Below are 16,094 nucleotides of genomic sequence, written 5' to 3'. Positions count from 1 at the left end.
CCGGGACTATTCGGCTAGCGACGTTAATGTTTATTGATCAACCATTTTTTTAACAGTTAGGTTAGCTATTCATGATCTACCAATGTAATTGAGCATAATTATTTTTCTAACCGTCATAGTGTGATACCCTGAACGAGTAAGAATATAACTAAGGGGTGACAGGAATGGCAGATCGGTTAAAAGGTAAAGTTGCTATCATTACTGGTGGCGTTGCAGGGATTGGTTTAGGAATTGCTGAATGCTACGTTCGTGAAGGGGCAAAAGTGGTTGTAACCGCTAACCATAACGTCGATGGTGGGAAAGCCGCCGTTGAAAAGTTTGGTAGTGACGTTAGTCTTTTTGTTCAAATGGACGTTGCGACTGAAGCGGGGTGGCAAAAGGCGATGGATGCCACACTCGAAAAATTTGGTAAGCTGGATATTCTGGTGAATAATGCGGGAATTGGTGGCGTTAACGGTGCCATTGAAGACCTATCCTTAGCCGATTGGCAATCCGTCATCGACGTCAACTTGACGGCGAACTTCTTAGGCGAAAAGGTTGCCATCAAAGCAATGAAAGAAACGAATGACGCTAAGGGATCGATCATCAACGTTTCCTCCGTTGCCGGACTGGTCGGCTTACCCTTTGCCCCGGCATACTCAGCCAGCAAGGGTGGTAGTCGGATGTTAACACACGCGACGGCTTTGAATTTAGCCCAACGGCACGTGGATATTCGGGTCAACTCCGTTCATCCCGGCTGGATCGATACGTCGATTGTGCCAGCTGCGGCTAAGGAACAGATTATCAAGTCGATTCCCGTTGGTCACATGGGCAAGCCAGAAGATATTGGTGAAGTCTGTGTCTACTTAGGCAGTGACGAATCACACTTCGCTAACGGCGCTGAGTTTACCGTCGATGGCGGCCAACGTGCTTAAGTATTTGACAAATTAAATCTAAAAAAGTGGGGCCTGAACATGACGTTCGGACCTCACTTTTAGTTTGCAATTAAACTTATTTCGTCGGCTTTACGCTTCGGTGCTTAGCTTCGAGTAAACAACAGCGTCGGCAAAACTGTCTTGATGGGGGATATGTTCACGCAATATGCCATCTTGATGGTAATTCGCCCGTTCGGCGACGGCCCGACTAGCCCCGTTGTCAGGCTCTGCCAGGATGCTGATCTTATGGAGTCGGTAACGGCCAAACCCAAACTTTTCAAGCGCAGCTAAGGACTGGGCCAAAATACCCTGGCCACGGTAGTCTTTGCCCAGCCAGTACCCAATGGCGGCGTGGCTATCTTTGAAATCATGCAGGTCGATCATGCCGGCAGGATGATGGTCGACCCAGATAACGCCCAACCAAAGTTGTTGGTCCTCAATACGCTGGAGACAGTTCCGGATAAAGCCGGCTTCATCAATGACGGATTGGGTCGCGGCCGCCCAGGGTAGCCACTGCGCTAGGTTCTCCCGGTCTTGCTCAATCAATGGGTACAGGCCAGCAGCGTCACTAATGGCCGGTGTTTCAATATAGATATTGTCCGTAACGGATAATTGCATGGAATCCACCTCAGGTTTTATAAGTATAATTTTGTTATACCTGTTCTGTTAGGGAAAGTCAAAGCGCTTACAAACTAAGAATAGTGGGTAGGATGGGAAGGGGTGGGGGCTGGTTATGAAATTGGCGTTAACTGGGTGAATTTTCGAGTCTACGTCACATGGTGAGCTGGCCCCCACAGCCAGCGCTCACTCTACCGACCGGAAGCGGCAGGGTTTCCGCAAAGACCAAACAAAAAAGTGGTCAAGACCACGGTCTCAACCACTTAGGTTTACTTCACGATGTGTAAGGTTTGTAAAATTAGGTAGACGTTCAGGATGATCAGGATGACGGCGATGATCCAGCCGAGTACCTTGACCCAAGTCTTGTTAACGAACTCGCCCATTAGACTCTTGCTACTGGTGAAAATAACCAGTGGAATCATGGCGAATGGTAACGCGATACTCAAGAATACCTGTGATAGTGTCAGTAAGTTTTCAATCTTGGCTTCATTGCCATGGTAGATGACAGCGAAGATGATAACTGGTGTCACGGAGAGTAGCCGAGTAATTAACCGTTGTGCCCAAAGTGGCATCTTCAAGTTGATGAACCCTTCCATGATGATTTGACCGTAATGGTGGAACTTTGCCCGGAAGCCAACAGGGCTAGGGCAAACAACATACTGAGAATCGGACTGGCAATGGCACCAACGATTTGGCTGTCGCTCAGGGCGTTGAACAAGTCAACGAACCGACCCAAGTCGCTGTTTGTTCCGAAGAAGAGGGCGGCTCCCAAAATCAGTAACAGACTGTTGACGACGAACGCCAAGGTCAGTTGAATGTTTGAGTCGATGGTCGTGAACTTGATGGCCTTGGCAACACTCTTACGATCCTTACGGTCAAAGCTCCGGGTTTGTGAGATTGATGACCCCAAGTATAAGTCATGGGGCATCACGGTCGCTCCGACAATCCCTAAGGAGAGGTAGAGCATCCCTTTGTTTGTGACCACGCTGCTGGAAGGAATATAGCCTTCGAGCACCTCAGCCATGTGTGGCTGTGCGAGGATAACTTCGTACAGGAAGACGAAGAGAATCACGGCAACTAAGGTGGCCACGATGGCTTCGATCTTTCTGAACCCTAACTTCATCAGGACCAACAGGATCAAAACGTCCATGGCGGTGATGATGATACCAACGATCAATGGGAAACCGAATAGCAGCTTCAAGGCAATCGCCGACCCAATGATTTCGGCAATATCGGTGGCCATGATAGCTAATTCAGTGACTACCCAGAGGAAGAGGCCGGTTCGCTTACCGGTCCGTTCACGGGTGAGTTGGGCCAAATCTTTTCCCGTCACAATCCCTAATCGGGCTGACATGGCTTGTAGTAACATGGCAACTAAACTGGAGAGTAGGACGATCGTCAGCAACGTATACTTGTACTGGGCACCACCGGCGATAGACGTGATCCAGTTCCCGGGGTCCATATACCCCACAGCAATTAGGGCACCAGGCCCGGTGTAAGCCATCAAAGTACGCCAGAAGCCCGCATCTTGCGGAACTTCCACCGTCCCATTGACTTCATCCAGGCTCTTTTGGTTACTCCCGGTTGACTGAATCATATGGTGCTTGGTCTTTTCGTCGGTTTCATGATTCTTCATAAAATCCCTCTTTTCTATTGGCTTAGAAATTCAGGTAGTCGATTGACTTCTGCCTTTCCTGGTAAACGCGAGTCAGCGTCAGCGTGGCGTAAATGGTGCGAATAATGGCAAAATTAACGAAACTAACTCTAATGACGCGCTTTAATTCCACCCGTAAGTATAGGCTATTTGGCCGCAATGTCAACCATGACGGGAATTAATTTTGGTGAGCCAAAAAAGATTTTATATTCAAGTAACGATTTATTTGCTAGAACCTATTGGTAGCAGTCTTAACTAAATTTTTAGACTGGTGCCGTTTTCATGCTTGCCCCGGCAAAGTGTGTGAAATCCTATACAAAAAATAGGTCATTAATGACTGCTTTTTTTTCAGGCAGGTAAGCTAATTTAACTATTAGTGCCGAGTTAATTAACCGGTTAAAAAAATTTTTTTAATCGTGATTAGGCATCATCAGTAATAGCCACTAGGAGTGGTATCAGTAAAGCTTAAAAGGCAAGTTAGAAACCTCTGTTACGACGTGATAAGTTACAAACGATAGCACATCTAGTTCCCAAAACTAGGTGATTGCGTTATAATGACATTTATTATGAGAACCTGATACTAGGAGAAACGAGGTAACCCCCATGCAACCAGAAAAGATTGCTATTTTAGTGGACTCATGTTCTGACGTTCCGACCGCCGTCCTGGAGGCTGCGGATATGGCACTGATGCCCATGAACGTGATTTTTCGGGATCACGTCTACGAAGACCGGTTGACTATTACGCCAACAGAATTTTATCGTCGTCAGGCAACTGAGAAGGCTTCAACGGCTAGTCCTACGGGTAAGCGAATTGTAGAAGCTTTGGAACGAATTCAAGCTTCAGGCTACACCCACGTGATTGCTGTGACAATTTCAGCGGCTCTGTCCGGGACCTTTCAGGAGACCCAGTTATTAGCACAGGATTCACCGCTGAAGGTCCATGTGATCAATACCTGTAGTGTTGGTATTGGAAGCGGATTTGCGGCGATTTATGCGTCCAGATTACGTGCTCAGGGGTTGACCTTTGACCAGATCGTCACTGAGGTTGAACGTGTTACCAAACAGACCAAAGTCTTCTTTTACGTGCCATCACTGAAGTATCTCCAGGCTGGTGGCCGGATTGGGAAGGTGGCTGGGATGACAGGGACCTTGTTGAATGTCAAACCAATCATTTCATGTGATAGTGAGGGTATCTATTACCCAATTGCCAAGGTTCGTGGTGAGAAGAAAACGTTGACTAAATTACTGGCGTTAGTCAATGATGCCGTGGGGGACGCCAAGCGCGTCAACATTGCCGTGTGTGACGGGGCTGATCCCGACCTCAGGGAACGGGTGCTGACAAAACTGAAAGAAGCGCATCCTAACGTCGAACAGTGGTATGCCGGTGACGTCTCACCAGCCTTAGGAGTCCATACGGGGCCAGGCTTGATCGGTGTCGGCGTTCAAGTCCTGGATTGATGCCAACAAAAAAAGCCACGATTCTCGTCGTGGCTTGAGGGGGGATACGAGCAGAATATAGAAACTTTGGGGGAGTGCTAAGTGCTGCTCGTAAAAGAGTATTAAGAATTTGGTACAACCTCGTCAGTAACACTCGTTGTTACTAACTTGCTTGTAGTGTAACCCCTAGCCTGATTAGGTGCAATTGATTGGTTTCATAAATTTACTAATAACGCCAAAGACCGCTGACGATGAGGATCGTCAACGGCTTTTTACGTAAGATATCAGGTGCTAGTTCAGCAAAATCAGAAGTATTTCCAGTGGTAAATAGGGCTAGGAACCTGATAAGACCGGTGTTTTTAGTTACTTGGTCAGTGGGTCCGATTGGTAATGGCGGATGCTACCGGTCCATGTGTTGGGTTCGGCAACGTAAAGCCGGCCAATGGCGACACTTCAGGGGGAGTGGCTAGGTGGTAATCGATATCATAGCAGCACCCAGGCACTGATTTGAGTTGCTAGAAGTAGGCACATTATTTAAAGGCGTTCGGGATAAATAACTTATATTTCCCAAAAAGCGATTGTCGAGTACCTGTTAATTGTTTATAGGGTAGAACCAGGAGACGTCAAGCTCGACGAGTGTTGGCCGGCTTGTTGAAAATCCTAAATATTAGTGGGAATTAGAATCTCAAGCTAGAAACGGTGGACAGCCACCTTTGTATTTCACGAAGTCAGCGTATAATTGAGGACATTCAAGCAAAACTGCCCCTTACAAAATGAGAGCAGTTAGGAGGATCGTATGAGTCTGGTGACGATGGTTTGGGATGTGATTTGGCATCCCCTAACCGTGTTGGTTCCATTAACGAATCAACTGGGAACTGGTATTTATCCAGTGCTCTTCTTTTTAATTTTTCTGGAATCAGGGATGTTGATTTTCTCGTTTATTCCTGGGCAATCGCTCTTATTCATGGTCGGATCAATTGCGGCGAGTCCCCAGTCACAGCTCAACATCTGGTGGCTCGTTCTGATGTTTACGTTGGCGGCTACGGCTGGATCAGCGGTCAAGTATCTGACGACGTTGCGATGGGGTGACCTGCAGGAACGCCTCATCAGTAAGCTACCCGAGCAGAAGGTCGCACAGGCTACGGCGGTTTTCAATCGTAATCAGGATCAAACCTTGTTGATTGGCCGGTTTATTCCGTTTGTCGGCCTGTTTGTTCCCATTATTGCTGGCACGACTGACATGAATTGGCGGCAATTTCGGGCTCTAAATCTGGCGGGAAGCTTCATCTGGGTTTTTAGCTGTTCGGCGGTTGGCTATTTCTTTGGAAACACGCCCTTCATTCAACAAAACTTCACCTGGTTGTTTCTGATTCTGCTGGCAGTTCCATTCTTAGTTCGGCAAGGCTGGCACTATTTGCGGATCCACCGCGCCTAAAATTAGACAATAAAAAAGCCCTAAGTAACATGCGGATTACTTAGGGCCAATATTAGGAATCTGTTAATAAATCACTTGTTTTGGGGGGAGTGCATCTATAGACAGTGATTCCTATCATCTATCACAGTGCTTAAGGTCAGAACGTATCACGAACTAACTATCGATATCATAGTCAGTTCTGAAAAACACTGCAACCAAAATGTGACTATTTCCGAAAAATGGCTAGTAGTTGAGCACCCCAAGTCAGTTCATCGTCCCAATCAGGTTAGCAGGTGATAGGGGAAAGCTTAATCCCCCGGTATTCCTAACGGTATCGGGCTTTCTGACAGTTTAACCCGTTGCCGATTAACCATTAGTCTTTCATTGGGGTATACGGATTATGGTGTCGACATTAGCTGAGTAACTGAACAAACTAAGTGAATTTTAAAGTTAGGTTGAAAATGCTCTCGACGTGATTATGACGGTTTTTTAAGCGATTATTTATGTAATGATTATGTGAATTTTAGTGGGAAATAAGTGTGCAAAGAGCACATAATTCCGTCAATCTTGACGATGTGTGAGGTTTTGGGGCTAAATCATCGTTTTTCCAAGACGAAGTCATTTATCTTTCGCTAACTTTCAAGTAGACTTAATTCAGAATCGTTTTTCACGTAGGAGGGTAAACATGAAAGTCATCATTGTTGGGAGTACACACGCTGGCACTAACGCCGCGCTACAAATTTTGCGTGACCATCCAGATACAGATGTGACCATTTACGAACGACACACGAACGTTTCGTTCTTGTCTTGCAGTATTTCTCTGTTCTTAGACGGACAAGTCAAGCACTTGGAGGACATGTTTTATTCTTCACCAGAACAACTGGCGGAAGCGGGTGCTAAGGTTTTAACGCGGCACAACGTCGTTAAGATCGATTCAGAAAACAAGTCGCTTGATGTCATTGATATGGATTCTGGCGAATTGACTACTGATACTTATGATAAATTAATTATGGCAACGGGCTCTACGGTGACCGTGCCACCGATCTTTGGGATCGATGAAGATAAGGTTATGCTTTGCAAGAACTACGAACAGGCGGTAGCAATTGATGCCGCTGCTAAGGGCAACAAAAGGATTGCCATCATTGGTGCTGGTTATATTGGAACGGAACTTGCTGAAAGCTACGCTCGGACCGGGCATGATGTTCAATTGATCCAATCACGGGACATCATCTTAAACCACTACGTCGATAAAGAATTATCTGACCACATTGTCAGTCTGTTAAAGGATAATGGGGTGGAGGTGCTATTGAATCGGCGGGTAACGTCCTTCACTGGGAATGACGATGGCGAGTTAGTCATTGAAACGACAAATGGTGAATTTACGGCTGACCTAGCGGTTGTATGTACCGGTTTTGTCCCTAACACTGAGCTCTTACGAGGACAAGTGGACATGGACAAGCACGGGGCCATCATCATTAATGACTACGTTCAGACATCCAACCCAGACATTTTTGCTTGTGGGGACGCTAGTGTTGTTAACTTTAACCCTACGGGGAAGCCAGCGTACACGCCACTCGCTACTAACGCTGTGCGTCAAGGGATGCTTGCCGGGATTAATGTTTTTGGTGACATCCAGAAATATATGGGAACGCAAGCCACGTCTGCGATGCAGATCTTCGGTCGGACGTTAGCCTCAACTGGGTTAACCATCGACCATGCATTGGCAGCGGGATTTGACGCTGATCAGGTAACCTTCCAAGGGACTTGGCGGCCAAGTTATATGCCATCTACGGATGATTTAACCATCAACTTGGTCTACAACCGGAAGAACCGACGGATTCTAGGAGCCCAGTTCCTCAGTAAGCATGAAGTTGCCCAATCGGCTAATGCCATTTCAATTGCTATCCAAAACCGGAACACGATTGATGACCTGGCCTTTGTGGACATGCTGTTCAACCCGAACTTTGATGATCCGTTTAATTTCCTTAACATCGTGGCGCAACAGGCAGTGGAAAAGGAAACCAAGCGGGGCCACAACAATCCGCGGTTAACTGCTGGGATGGATCCAGATCCTGAACTTTCTGAAGATTAATTTAAAGACTTGAATTGGAAGCGGGGTGAGACGAAGGTCGCACCTCGTTTTTTTGGTAGTGCCTTTAGGCCCAGTTGAGCACGCTAAAGCGTGCGAAACAAAAACCCACCCGCTATGCGGGCGGATAATAGATCGGTTGTACCAAAAAGCCCTCCATAAGAATTAGAATGTAGGTGTCGAAGCCAACATTGCTAAATCGAAAGGGGACTTTTCAAATGGCGAATAAACTCAACAGTCTTGCGCACACAAAGTGGTTATGCAAGTACCATATCGTATTCACTCCAAAGTAATAGGAGAAAGATGATTTATAATCAATATCGACGTGACTTACAGGAGGATATTCGACTTTTATGCCAGTATAAAGGTGTCAAGATTTTGGAAGGTCATATGATGCCAGATCATGCTCATCTCCTGGTAAGTATCCCACCCAAGCTCAGTGTGTCGAGCTTTATGGGATATTTAAAGGGAAAAAGTGCGTTGATGATGTTTGACCAGCATGCAAATTTGAAATATAAATTTGGAAATCGACATTTCTGGTCAATCGGATACTACGTGAGCACGGTGGGCTTGAACGAAGCCACCATCAAAAAATATATTCGTGATCAAGAAAAAAGTGATCAGGCGGTGGATAGACTCAGCGTTCGGGAGTATGAAGACCCCTTCAAGGGTCAGGGTAAGTAATACAAACGCCGCTTAAAGCGGCAGCAAAAGTGGCAAACGCAATTTGGCTTTGACACACAAAAGCCAGCGCCTTGAGACGCTGGCCAGTATCCAGGGCTTATAGCCCTCGAGAAAACCACCCGTTCAACGGGTGGTTTTTATTTGCTTGATTGTTGCGGTTTACTGAAGCTGGCCAAGGAGGGTGCCTGTGACTGGTATATTAGAGGGTTGACTCGCTGGCTAACTGAAAACAAAAATCTCGCTTTTTAATACCCCTTGGGGTATACTAACCACATTAATAAAATTTGAGGGGGATTCTTTCATGCAAGCAATTACGAGTAAGGACTTTGAACACGTAGGCGACGATACCGCGGTAACCGTTGTCGATTTTTGGGCCGATTGGTGCGGGCCATGTAAGATGCAGACGCCAGTCTTGGAAGCCTTAGATCAAGAATATGGTGACCAGGTCAAGTTCGCTTCACTAGATGTTGATCAGAATCAGGAGCTGGCACAATCATTAGGAATTATGAGCATTCCTTCCATGGTCGTCTTTAAGAACGGCATGCCAACTGAAAAAGTGGTGGGGTTCCATCCTAAAGCGGCTTTGAAGAAGTATCTCGACGAAAAGTTGACTGAGGTGAAAGCCTAATGGTGCAAACGACCGCTAATCAATTGAAAAATCGCTTGCGACGTGCCGATGGCCAACTTCAGGGAATCCTGAAGATGGTCGACGAGGGACGGGAGTGTCAGGATATCTTGACGCAATTAGCTGCCGTGCGTTCCGGGGTGGAGCGCATGATGGGCGTGGTTGTTGCGGAGAACGTTAAGCAGTGTGTCGCCGAGGATGAACTCAATGAAGATCAACAGGCAGCACTCCAAGATGCTTTAGACCTCGTGGTTAAAACGCATTAGAACGTGATGAAGGGTCGCCGTGGGGCGGCCTTTTTTGCTATAATGGGCGAAGCATTTACAAGGAGGTCAATGGCTTGGCAAACATCGTTTCGATTGCACTTTTTGCGTTTTTAGGTGGCAGTGGCCGTTACCTCATTGGTCAGAGCTTGCCGCCGACGTCTGGATTTCCGTGGGCCACTGTCCTGGTTAACTTGATGGGAAGTGGGGGATTAGCCTGGTTGTCGCATGCCAAACGGGTAACGGCTCATTGGCCGAGCGCTATTACCGTTGGTTTGGGTGTCGGCGGTGTCGGGGCTTTCACCACGTTTTCGACTTTCAGTGTCGATGTGGTTCGCTTACTGCAACAGCAACAATGGGGCCTCGCGGCGAGCTACTTGGCGCTGACCCTGGTGGGCGGATTGGCTTGTAGCTGGTTCGGCCTGTGGAGCGCGCGTAAGTGGGGAACGTTTCCGGTGGCTGAACGATGATGGCGGCACTAGCAGGATTAGGGGCCATGCTCGGCGCTCTGGGCCGCTACGGGACAACTCGATTGGTTCAACGTTGGTATAGTAATCATTGGCCGGTGGCTACTCTAACCATCAACTGGGTGGGCTGCCTGCTATTAGGCGGTTTAACCGGATTACGGGCTAGTAATCTTTGGGCCGTTTTATTGGGGACGGGCATTCTCGGTGGATTCACGACCTTCTCTACCTTTAGCCATGAGGTCGTGATGCTGGCTGATCAGCGGCGTTTTGGTGCAGTGCTGGGTTACTTACTGTTGAGTGTCTTAGGTGGGTGCTTACTGGCTGCGGCGGGCTTCTGGTGGGGGCTTACCCACGGCTGATCACGATAAATCAGTGGTATTTTCTCTGGAACTTCTTTATCATTGAACACATTGAAGAAAAAGAAGGGAGCAAACGTTGTGACCAAACAAACGAAGCCCCAATGGTGGAGCTGGGATCTCTTGGTACCACTGTTGATTTTTACGTTAGGAACCATTTTACCAAGTGTGATTTTGCCAGCAGTTCCGTTTCAACTCTTGTTAGTGGCCGTGCAGTATGGCCTGTTCGTGATTGCCATGGCTTTGGGCCTGTGGTTGACACAACGCGCGTCCGCACGAGGGAGGATTGTTGGCTGGTTGATCATTATTATTGGGCTACTGGTGGCAATGTGGATTGCGGCACGGACAGTTCCGGCCGTAGGATTGGTCTACTTAACGCGTGTTGGTGGGAGTATCACACTCCTATTGTTTGCGTTGATTGTGACCGGGTTGACCTGGTGGCATCAGCGACGGCACGTCAACTCCTGGTTCCCCGCTATCCTGGGGAGCCTGTGGATTACGACGTTGCTAGCCCTATTAGCACGAATTCCACTGACATCTAGTCTGATGGTTACTTCAGCTGGTAGCTGGTTGATTGCGTTGGGTACGATTCTCGGGGATGTCAGCGTCTTAGTGATTGGTTGGCATATCTGGACTGCTCGGCAGAATGAGCAAAGTCAAGGCTAGTCGGCAAATAGTGTGATTTAAGTTAACGACGCAAAAAGGACCTGGGATTTCTTCCAGGTCCTTTTACTGACTCTAAATTTAGATTGCTGAAACGTGGAGTAGAAGGCAACTAGCACTACTTGATCACCTCCGATTCTAAGCTTTTGCTTTAAAAACCAACGGGATCCAACGCGTCCGTTTGAAAGCCAGCATTACTTGATAGATTCAAGGCCTGACGTAGGCTGGTAGAGACCTTGTCAATCTCAGACTGGGGAGCGATTTGGTAGTCGATACCGTTGATGGTCGCTGGTTGCCCTTGCAGCGTTTGTGATTGAATGTGGCGGCTGGTGTGGCCATCCTTGGCGCGTAACCAGACGAGGTCTTGGAAGGTTAAGTTGGTCTGGAGGTTGTTAGTCAGGGAGTCCAGGACGGATTGATACCGTGGCAAAGACCCGATGCTAGCTTCCTTTAGGACGAGTGCCTTGATAATTTGGCGTTGCCGGGCTTGCCGGCCGTAGTCACCTAATGGATCTTGGTCACGCATCCGTGAGTAGGCCAAGGCGCTAGTGCCGTTCAAATGAATCTTGACGCCCTTGGCTACGTTAGCCTGTTGGTAGTGAAAAGTCAGTAGTGGGTCGACCGTAACGCCACCCACGGCATTGATCATTTTCTTAAGGCCCCCCATGTTGAGAAGTACGTAATAGGGGATGGGGACGTTTACCAGATGCTCTACCGTTTTGATGGTGGTTTGGGCACCATAAAGGGGGTAGGCTGCGTTAATTTTTTCCTCGTCCTGTTGGCTTCCCCAGATGTTGACTAGCGTGTCACGAGGGATGCTCGTTAATTTAGCGGTCTGTTTTTGGGGATTGATGGTAGCAATAATCATGGTATCCGTGCGGCCAACGTCGTGACGCCCAAGCGCACCCGTGTCGGTTCCTAGGAGTAGCACAGCAAACGGCTTACCGCTGGTGATGGTGGTGTCACTGGGCTTGCCAACGGCATGATAAGTGGCAGAAAAGGTCTGCTGGGCCGCGTGCCAAGCATGCCAGCCGTAGACGCCACCGCCAATCGCCAGTAGACTGCACAGAGCGATGAGCCAGTGGCGTAAATGATGGCGACGAGGAGCAAAACTTTCTCGTCGTGGTGGTAATGGTGTATTTTGCATGATGATTCCTCCCCTTACTCTCTTAATCCGCAATCTAGTATACCCACCCTTAGCTAGAATGGCGGTGAGAGCCATTGGTTTTTACGGTTTCTTAGCAGATCTGTCATCTGTTCGGAAAGGAAACCTAACGTTCGGAGAAAATGATGGCAATTTCTTAATAATTTGGTTACAGTAAGGACGTACGTGTCTTTGCAATTTGTTAAGTGGTTGGTTTTGCGCCTTGCCGGGCGTGAAAAATAGGCTGGAACGCTGTGAACACGATTTCGAGCCAAAAAGCGGTCTCGAAACTCGGTTCTGCCTAACCACGGAAAGTCACCGTGTTAAGACAGTGCCACGGCTGAGCCTATTTTTCCCGCCCTCTCGGCTGATGCATGCCGCTCATCACGTATTAGAGTGTATTGATGGCATTATCAAACTAAGCCGTGAGGACGAACCTGTAGGTGCTCAGCCATGAAATTTCTCTTAGCTGAGTGGTTTTCTCAGGTTAGAGAAGGGCCGGCTTTTGAGACCGCTCTTTGGCTCAAAACCGTGCCCATGGCGTTCCAGCACCTACAGGTTCGTCCGGTAAGGCGACAACCAAAGGCCTAACCAAGTTGCAAGCAAAGTACAGATAAATTAAAAGGGAGTTGGCACATAATGGCAAAAGTCGAAAGTTTCACTTTGGATCACACAGCTGTTAAAGCACCTTACGTTCGGTTGATTACTCGTGAGACCGGGAACAAAGGCGACGTTATCTCTAACTTTGATTTACGATTGGTTCAACCAAACCAAAACGCAATTCCAACAGCTGGGTTACATACGATTGAACACCTCTTAGCGGGGTACCTCCGTGACGAAATGGCTGGCGTTATTGACTGTTCGCCGTTTGGTTGCCGGACCGGCTTCCATCTGATTACTTGGGGTGAACAGTCCACTGAAGAAGTTGCTAAGGCCCTGAAGGCTGCCCTTCACCGGATTGCTTTTGATACGGAATGGAAGGACGTTCAAGGGACTGACAAATACAGTTGCGGGAACTACCGCGACCACAGTCTGTTTTCTGCTCAAGAATGGTGCAAGGATATTCTCGACAAGGGAATCTCTAAGGATCCATTCAAACGCGAAGTTATTTAACGAATTTAAACTTAAGTTGAAGCTCCGTTTGGTCTAATGACCTGATGGGGCTTTTTTTGTTCGTGCCTACCGTTATCTGCCCTCAAATTGACGGGTATTACTGAATCACAACATGCTATGGCAGCTGGTTGAGTGACCGGATTATCGTCGGCCGGGTACGCTAGTTTCTACAATTTTTTCAATGTAATTAATTAAACAGTTATTGAGGTTGACCGCCCGTTAAAGTAATGACAGCCTAATTGGGACCGCTATCCTGCTTATTAAAAAATTAATATTTCAATTGATGGCCTGAATCTTATGCGATACACTTTATATGTTGAATAATTTCGATAACAAGTTATTAGGAAGAAAGGAACGCATCTATGAAGTTTAGACATATTTGGTTGGTGCTACTGGTTGGACTGGGAGTTAGCCTGACCCCCAGCGTACCAGCTCATGCATATAAAATTGTCCATCAGCGGTCTTCGGCTTTAAGCGTTGGTCGTCTACGGAGTATCAATGACAGCGCCGTGCACTATACGGGGGTTCCTCGTAAGTATACCCACGCTAGGCATTTACATAGTAGTAACTTAATTAAGAGTATCAAGGGGTCTTCCGTTAAATTTAATACGAAATATCTTTTGCCATATCCGGGTTACAAGCATCAGGCCTGGGGTAATCCCCAAAGTATCGCCACCAGTGGACGTTATTTGTACGTCGTTTACTGCCCAACGGCTTGGAAGAACAAGGGCCGAATCGTTCGGTATGACATGACGAAGTTAGATGGCTTGCGGGCCACGCCACGTCAGGTGCAAAAAGCCTATTCTTCTCACACTAAGAAAGAACGCGCTATTCGGAAGGCCATTAAAGTGGGCCCCGTCTTCACCACCGGTCACGGCCAATCTTTGGCGTATAATTGGCATAACCATCACTTATATATGTGGTGTGACAAGGAATCGGCCCCCCGCCAACCCGTCAATCAGTACGGATACATTAGTGAAATCAGTACCAGTAAAATGAAGGTGCTACACAAGATTCGGTTCCGCTTGCGGAGTCACAAGTTCTCTGTACCTGGTGGTCATGTTCTGACGTTTGATAAGTATGGGAACGCCTACTTTTGGTCTCGACCATCCACGTATCGCGTTTATATTTATAAGGGTCGAATCTCGCGAAATAAGGTTCATTTCCGCCTGACGCACCAAGTCTTATCACACGGTCCCGGTACACGGGTGCAGAGTATGGGGTACAACCCGCACACGGGCAAGCTCTACCTCGTATCTGATGGGTCGATTGCCAACCTGCCAGCCAAAAAGTTGAATGGGAATGGCCATCTGACGAAACACAACGTTAAATGGAACAAGTTCTCGCCCCGCCGTGAACTGGAAGGCTTAGCCTTTGCGCGGAACGGACGAGCTTACCTCTTGAGTAACCATAATCCTGAGGTTCTGACTAGTAACCGCACCAGTTGGTAAGTTTAAATCGTTAAAAAAGTTCTGAAGTCCGCCACTCTTCAGCACAGGTTTTATACTTGCGCAAAAGATTGGGGGATGAGGGATTATGAGAACAATTCATTTAGTTGGGGCACTAATCCTTAGTCTAGGCCTTGGCCTGACAGCGACGGTGCCAGCACATGCGGATACGATGGTTAAACAAACCTCGGCGGCCTTAGTCACGTCTAAGCGAATGACCACGCTGAATGATCGCCAGGTGCATTACGTACCCGTTCCAAGTAGTTATGCTAACGCAGCCCACCCACAAGGTGTGAACACCATTGCCAGTAATCGGGGCAGTGCGGTGACGTTTAAAACGAAATATTTATTGCCAATCCCAGGGTATCAACATCAGGCCTGGGGCGACCCTCAGAGCTCGGCGGTCGTGGGGCATTACCTCTATGTTGTTTACTGTCCGACGGCTTGGCATAATCGGGGCCGAATCGTTCGGTTTAATTTACAGACCTTGGCTGATCTGAAGGCAACACCGCGGCAGTTACAGATGGTGTACACCAATGCTGCGGCGCAGTCGGCGCAAGAAATGATGATTCGTTCGGCCATCAAGGTGGGGCCAGCCTTTACGACGGGTCACGGTCAATCATTAGCTTACGACTGGCACAACCACCAGTTCTATATGTGGTGTGATCGAGAATCTGCTCCACGCGTCAACATGAGTCAGTATGGGGTCTTACAACAAATTAGTGCAACGTCCTTGCAGCCGATCCACCGGATTCAATTTCGGTTGAAAGCGAAGCACTTTGCGGTTCCTGGTGGTCACGTGTTGGCGTTTGATCAGGCAGGCCACGCCTACTTTTGGACGCGACCACGTGTGAATGAAGTTTATATTTACCAAGGGAACGTTCATCGGAATCACGTTAGCTTCCGGCTGACGAAGCAGATTTTGGCGCACGGTCCTGGGACCTGTGTTCAGAGTATGGCGTACAATCCGGACAACGGGCGGCTCTATCTGGTGGCGGATGACTCCATTGCCAGTTTACCAGCTAAAAAGATCGAGCATCTTAACAGTGGGGATGTTAAGTGGACCGGTTTCGCTTCTCACCGTGAGTTTGAGGGATTGACTTTTGGGAGCGATGGTCAGGCTTACCTGATGAGTAACCATCAACCGGAGATTTTGGCTGGTAATTCATTGAATTGGTAGCAATTTAAAGAGGCGTTGCTAGTAA

At 47.9% G+C, this 16,094-nt stretch carries 14 protein-coding genes and 2 pseudogenes; 13 read left to right on the top strand and 3 right to left on the bottom strand.

What is annotated here, in order from left to right; all coding sequences use genetic code 11:
- Positions 1-164: 164 nt before the first annotated feature.
- Entirely contained in the window at positions 165-914 is a 750-nt protein-coding gene (locus tag AB3Y94_RS06665) for a glucose 1-dehydrogenase (protein WP_367295549.1), read from the top strand.
- Between the two features lie 90 nt (positions 915-1,004).
- Here AB3Y94_RS06665 and AB3Y94_RS06660 read toward each other — a convergent pair whose 3' ends face one another.
- Positions 1,005-1,532: a GNAT family N-acetyltransferase gene (locus AB3Y94_RS06660; protein WP_367295548.1), complete on the bottom strand. Its 528-nt coding sequence runs from the start codon at positions 1,530-1,532 to the stop codon at positions 1,005-1,007.
- A 269-nt stretch (positions 1,533-1,801) separates the two neighbouring features.
- Positions 1,802-3,168, bottom strand: a pseudogene (locus tag AB3Y94_RS06655) (Nramp family divalent metal transporter).
- Positions 3,169-3,789: 621 nt separating this feature from the next.
- Here AB3Y94_RS06655 and AB3Y94_RS06650 point away from each other — a divergent pair.
- The 9 genes and pseudogenes from AB3Y94_RS06650 to AB3Y94_RS06610 all read left to right on the top strand — a co-directional run bounded on the left by AB3Y94_RS06650 (position 3,790) and on the right by AB3Y94_RS06610 (position 11,187).
- On the top strand, positions 3,790-4,644 hold the full coding sequence (locus AB3Y94_RS06650; RefSeq protein ID WP_367295547.1) for a DegV family protein: 855 nt from the start codon (positions 3,790-3,792) through the stop codon (positions 4,642-4,644).
- Positions 4,645-5,419: 775 nt separating this feature from the next.
- The gene (locus tag AB3Y94_RS06645) at positions 5,420-6,058 is read left to right on the top strand and encodes a VTT domain-containing protein (protein WP_367295546.1); all 639 of its coding nucleotides are present in this window, start codon (positions 5,420-5,422) and stop codon (positions 6,056-6,058) included.
- 664 nt (positions 6,059-6,722) lie between these two features.
- Entirely contained in the window at positions 6,723-8,129 is a 1,407-nt protein-coding gene (locus AB3Y94_RS06640; protein ID WP_367295545.1) for an FAD-dependent oxidoreductase, read from the top strand.
- 215 nt (positions 8,130-8,344) lie between these two features.
- Positions 8,345-8,810: pseudogene (gene tnpA / locus AB3Y94_RS06635) on the top strand (IS200/IS605 family transposase).
- A gap of 301 nt (positions 8,811-9,111) precedes the next feature.
- A complete protein-coding gene (gene trxA, locus AB3Y94_RS06630) occupies positions 9,112-9,438 on the top strand; it encodes a thioredoxin (protein WP_125681515.1) in 327 nt (108 codons plus the stop codon).
- On the top strand, positions 9,438-9,701 hold the full coding sequence (locus AB3Y94_RS06625; protein ID WP_367295544.1) for a metal-sensitive transcriptional regulator: 264 nt from the start codon (positions 9,438-9,440) through the stop codon (positions 9,699-9,701). The genes trxA and AB3Y94_RS06625 overlap by 1 nt, the downstream gene beginning before the upstream one ends.
- 74 nt (positions 9,702-9,775) lie before the next feature.
- The gene (locus AB3Y94_RS06620) at positions 9,776-10,168 is read left to right on the top strand and encodes a CrcB family protein (protein WP_367295543.1); all 393 of its coding nucleotides are present in this window, start codon (positions 9,776-9,778) and stop codon (positions 10,166-10,168) included.
- Positions 10,165-10,524 carry a CrcB family protein gene (locus tag AB3Y94_RS06615; protein ID WP_367295542.1) on the top strand — a complete coding sequence of 120 codons (360 nt, stop codon included), beginning with the start codon at positions 10,165-10,167 and terminating at the stop codon, positions 10,522-10,524. Before AB3Y94_RS06620 ends, AB3Y94_RS06615 begins: the two co-directional genes overlap by 4 nt.
- A 78-nt stretch (positions 10,525-10,602) precedes the next feature.
- Positions 10,603-11,187 (top strand): hypothetical protein, encoded by a 585-nt coding sequence (locus AB3Y94_RS06610; protein WP_367295541.1) that lies wholly within the window; start codon positions 10,603-10,605, stop codon positions 11,185-11,187.
- 148 nt (positions 11,188-11,335) lie between these two features.
- Here AB3Y94_RS06610 and AB3Y94_RS06605 read toward each other — a convergent pair whose 3' ends face one another.
- The gene (locus tag AB3Y94_RS06605; RefSeq protein WP_367295540.1) at positions 11,336-12,331 is read right to left on the bottom strand and encodes an LCP family protein; all 996 of its coding nucleotides are present in this window, start codon (positions 12,329-12,331) and stop codon (positions 11,336-11,338) included.
- Between the two features lie 636 nt (positions 12,332-12,967).
- On the opposite strand from AB3Y94_RS06605, the gene AB3Y94_RS06600 reads away from it, so the two are divergent.
- The 3 genes from AB3Y94_RS06600 to AB3Y94_RS06590 all read left to right on the top strand — a co-directional run bounded on the left by AB3Y94_RS06600 (position 12,968) and on the right by AB3Y94_RS06590 (position 16,069).
- Entirely contained in the window at positions 12,968-13,441 is a 474-nt protein-coding gene (locus tag AB3Y94_RS06600; RefSeq protein WP_367295539.1) for an S-ribosylhomocysteine lyase, read from the top strand.
- Positions 13,442-13,803: 362 nt separating this feature from the next.
- Positions 13,804-14,892, top strand: coding sequence for a hypothetical protein (locus AB3Y94_RS06595; RefSeq protein WP_367295538.1), 1,089 nt, complete (start codon positions 13,804-13,806; stop codon positions 14,890-14,892).
- A gap of 85 nt (positions 14,893-14,977) precedes the next feature.
- Positions 14,978-16,069 carry a hypothetical protein gene (locus tag AB3Y94_RS06590; RefSeq protein ID WP_367295537.1) on the top strand — a complete coding sequence of 364 codons (1,092 nt, stop codon included), beginning with the start codon at positions 14,978-14,980 and terminating at the stop codon, positions 16,067-16,069.
- Positions 16,070-16,094 lie beyond the last annotated feature (25 nt).

Source organism: Levilactobacillus yonginensis, assembly GCF_964065165.1.
Classification (GTDB): Bacteria; Bacillota; Bacilli; order Lactobacillales; family Lactobacillaceae; genus Levilactobacillus; species Levilactobacillus yonginensis_A.
Note: the sequence above shows the minus strand (reverse complement) of the source record. Positions and strands in the feature narration are given on the sequence as shown.

Excerpts from the sequence above, each read along its gene's own strand:
- AB3Y94_RS06605 (WP_367295540.1), bottom strand. The coding sequence starts at position 12,331 with ATGCAAAATACACCATTACCACCACGACGAGAAAGTTTTGCTCCTCGT.
- AB3Y94_RS06660 (WP_367295548.1), bottom strand. The coding sequence starts at position 1,532 with ATGCAATTATCCGTTACGGACAATATCTATATTGAAACACCGGCCATT.
- trxA (WP_125681515.1), top strand. The coding sequence starts at position 9,112 with ATGCAAGCAATTACGAGTAAGGACTTTGAACACGTAGGCGACGATACC.
- AB3Y94_RS06645 (WP_367295546.1), top strand. The coding sequence starts at position 5,420 with ATGAGTCTGGTGACGATGGTTTGGGATGTGATTTGGCATCCCCTAACC.
- AB3Y94_RS06600 (WP_367295539.1), top strand. The coding sequence starts at position 12,968 with ATGGCAAAAGTCGAAAGTTTCACTTTGGATCACACAGCTGTTAAAGCA.
- AB3Y94_RS06625 (WP_367295544.1), top strand. The coding sequence starts at position 9,438 with ATGGTGCAAACGACCGCTAATCAATTGAAAAATCGCTTGCGACGTGCC.
- AB3Y94_RS06640 (WP_367295545.1), top strand. The coding sequence starts at position 6,723 with ATGAAAGTCATCATTGTTGGGAGTACACACGCTGGCACTAACGCCGCG.
- AB3Y94_RS06595 (WP_367295538.1), top strand. The coding sequence starts at position 13,804 with ATGAAGTTTAGACATATTTGGTTGGTGCTACTGGTTGGACTGGGAGTT.
- AB3Y94_RS06650 (WP_367295547.1), top strand. The coding sequence starts at position 3,790 with ATGCAACCAGAAAAGATTGCTATTTTAGTGGACTCATGTTCTGACGTT.
- AB3Y94_RS06665 (WP_367295549.1), top strand. The coding sequence starts at position 165 with ATGGCAGATCGGTTAAAAGGTAAAGTTGCTATCATTACTGGTGGCGTT.
- AB3Y94_RS06615 (WP_367295542.1), top strand. The coding sequence starts at position 10,165 with ATGATGGCGGCACTAGCAGGATTAGGGGCCATGCTCGGCGCTCTGGGC.
- AB3Y94_RS06590 (WP_367295537.1), top strand. The coding sequence starts at position 14,978 with ATGAGAACAATTCATTTAGTTGGGGCACTAATCCTTAGTCTAGGCCTT.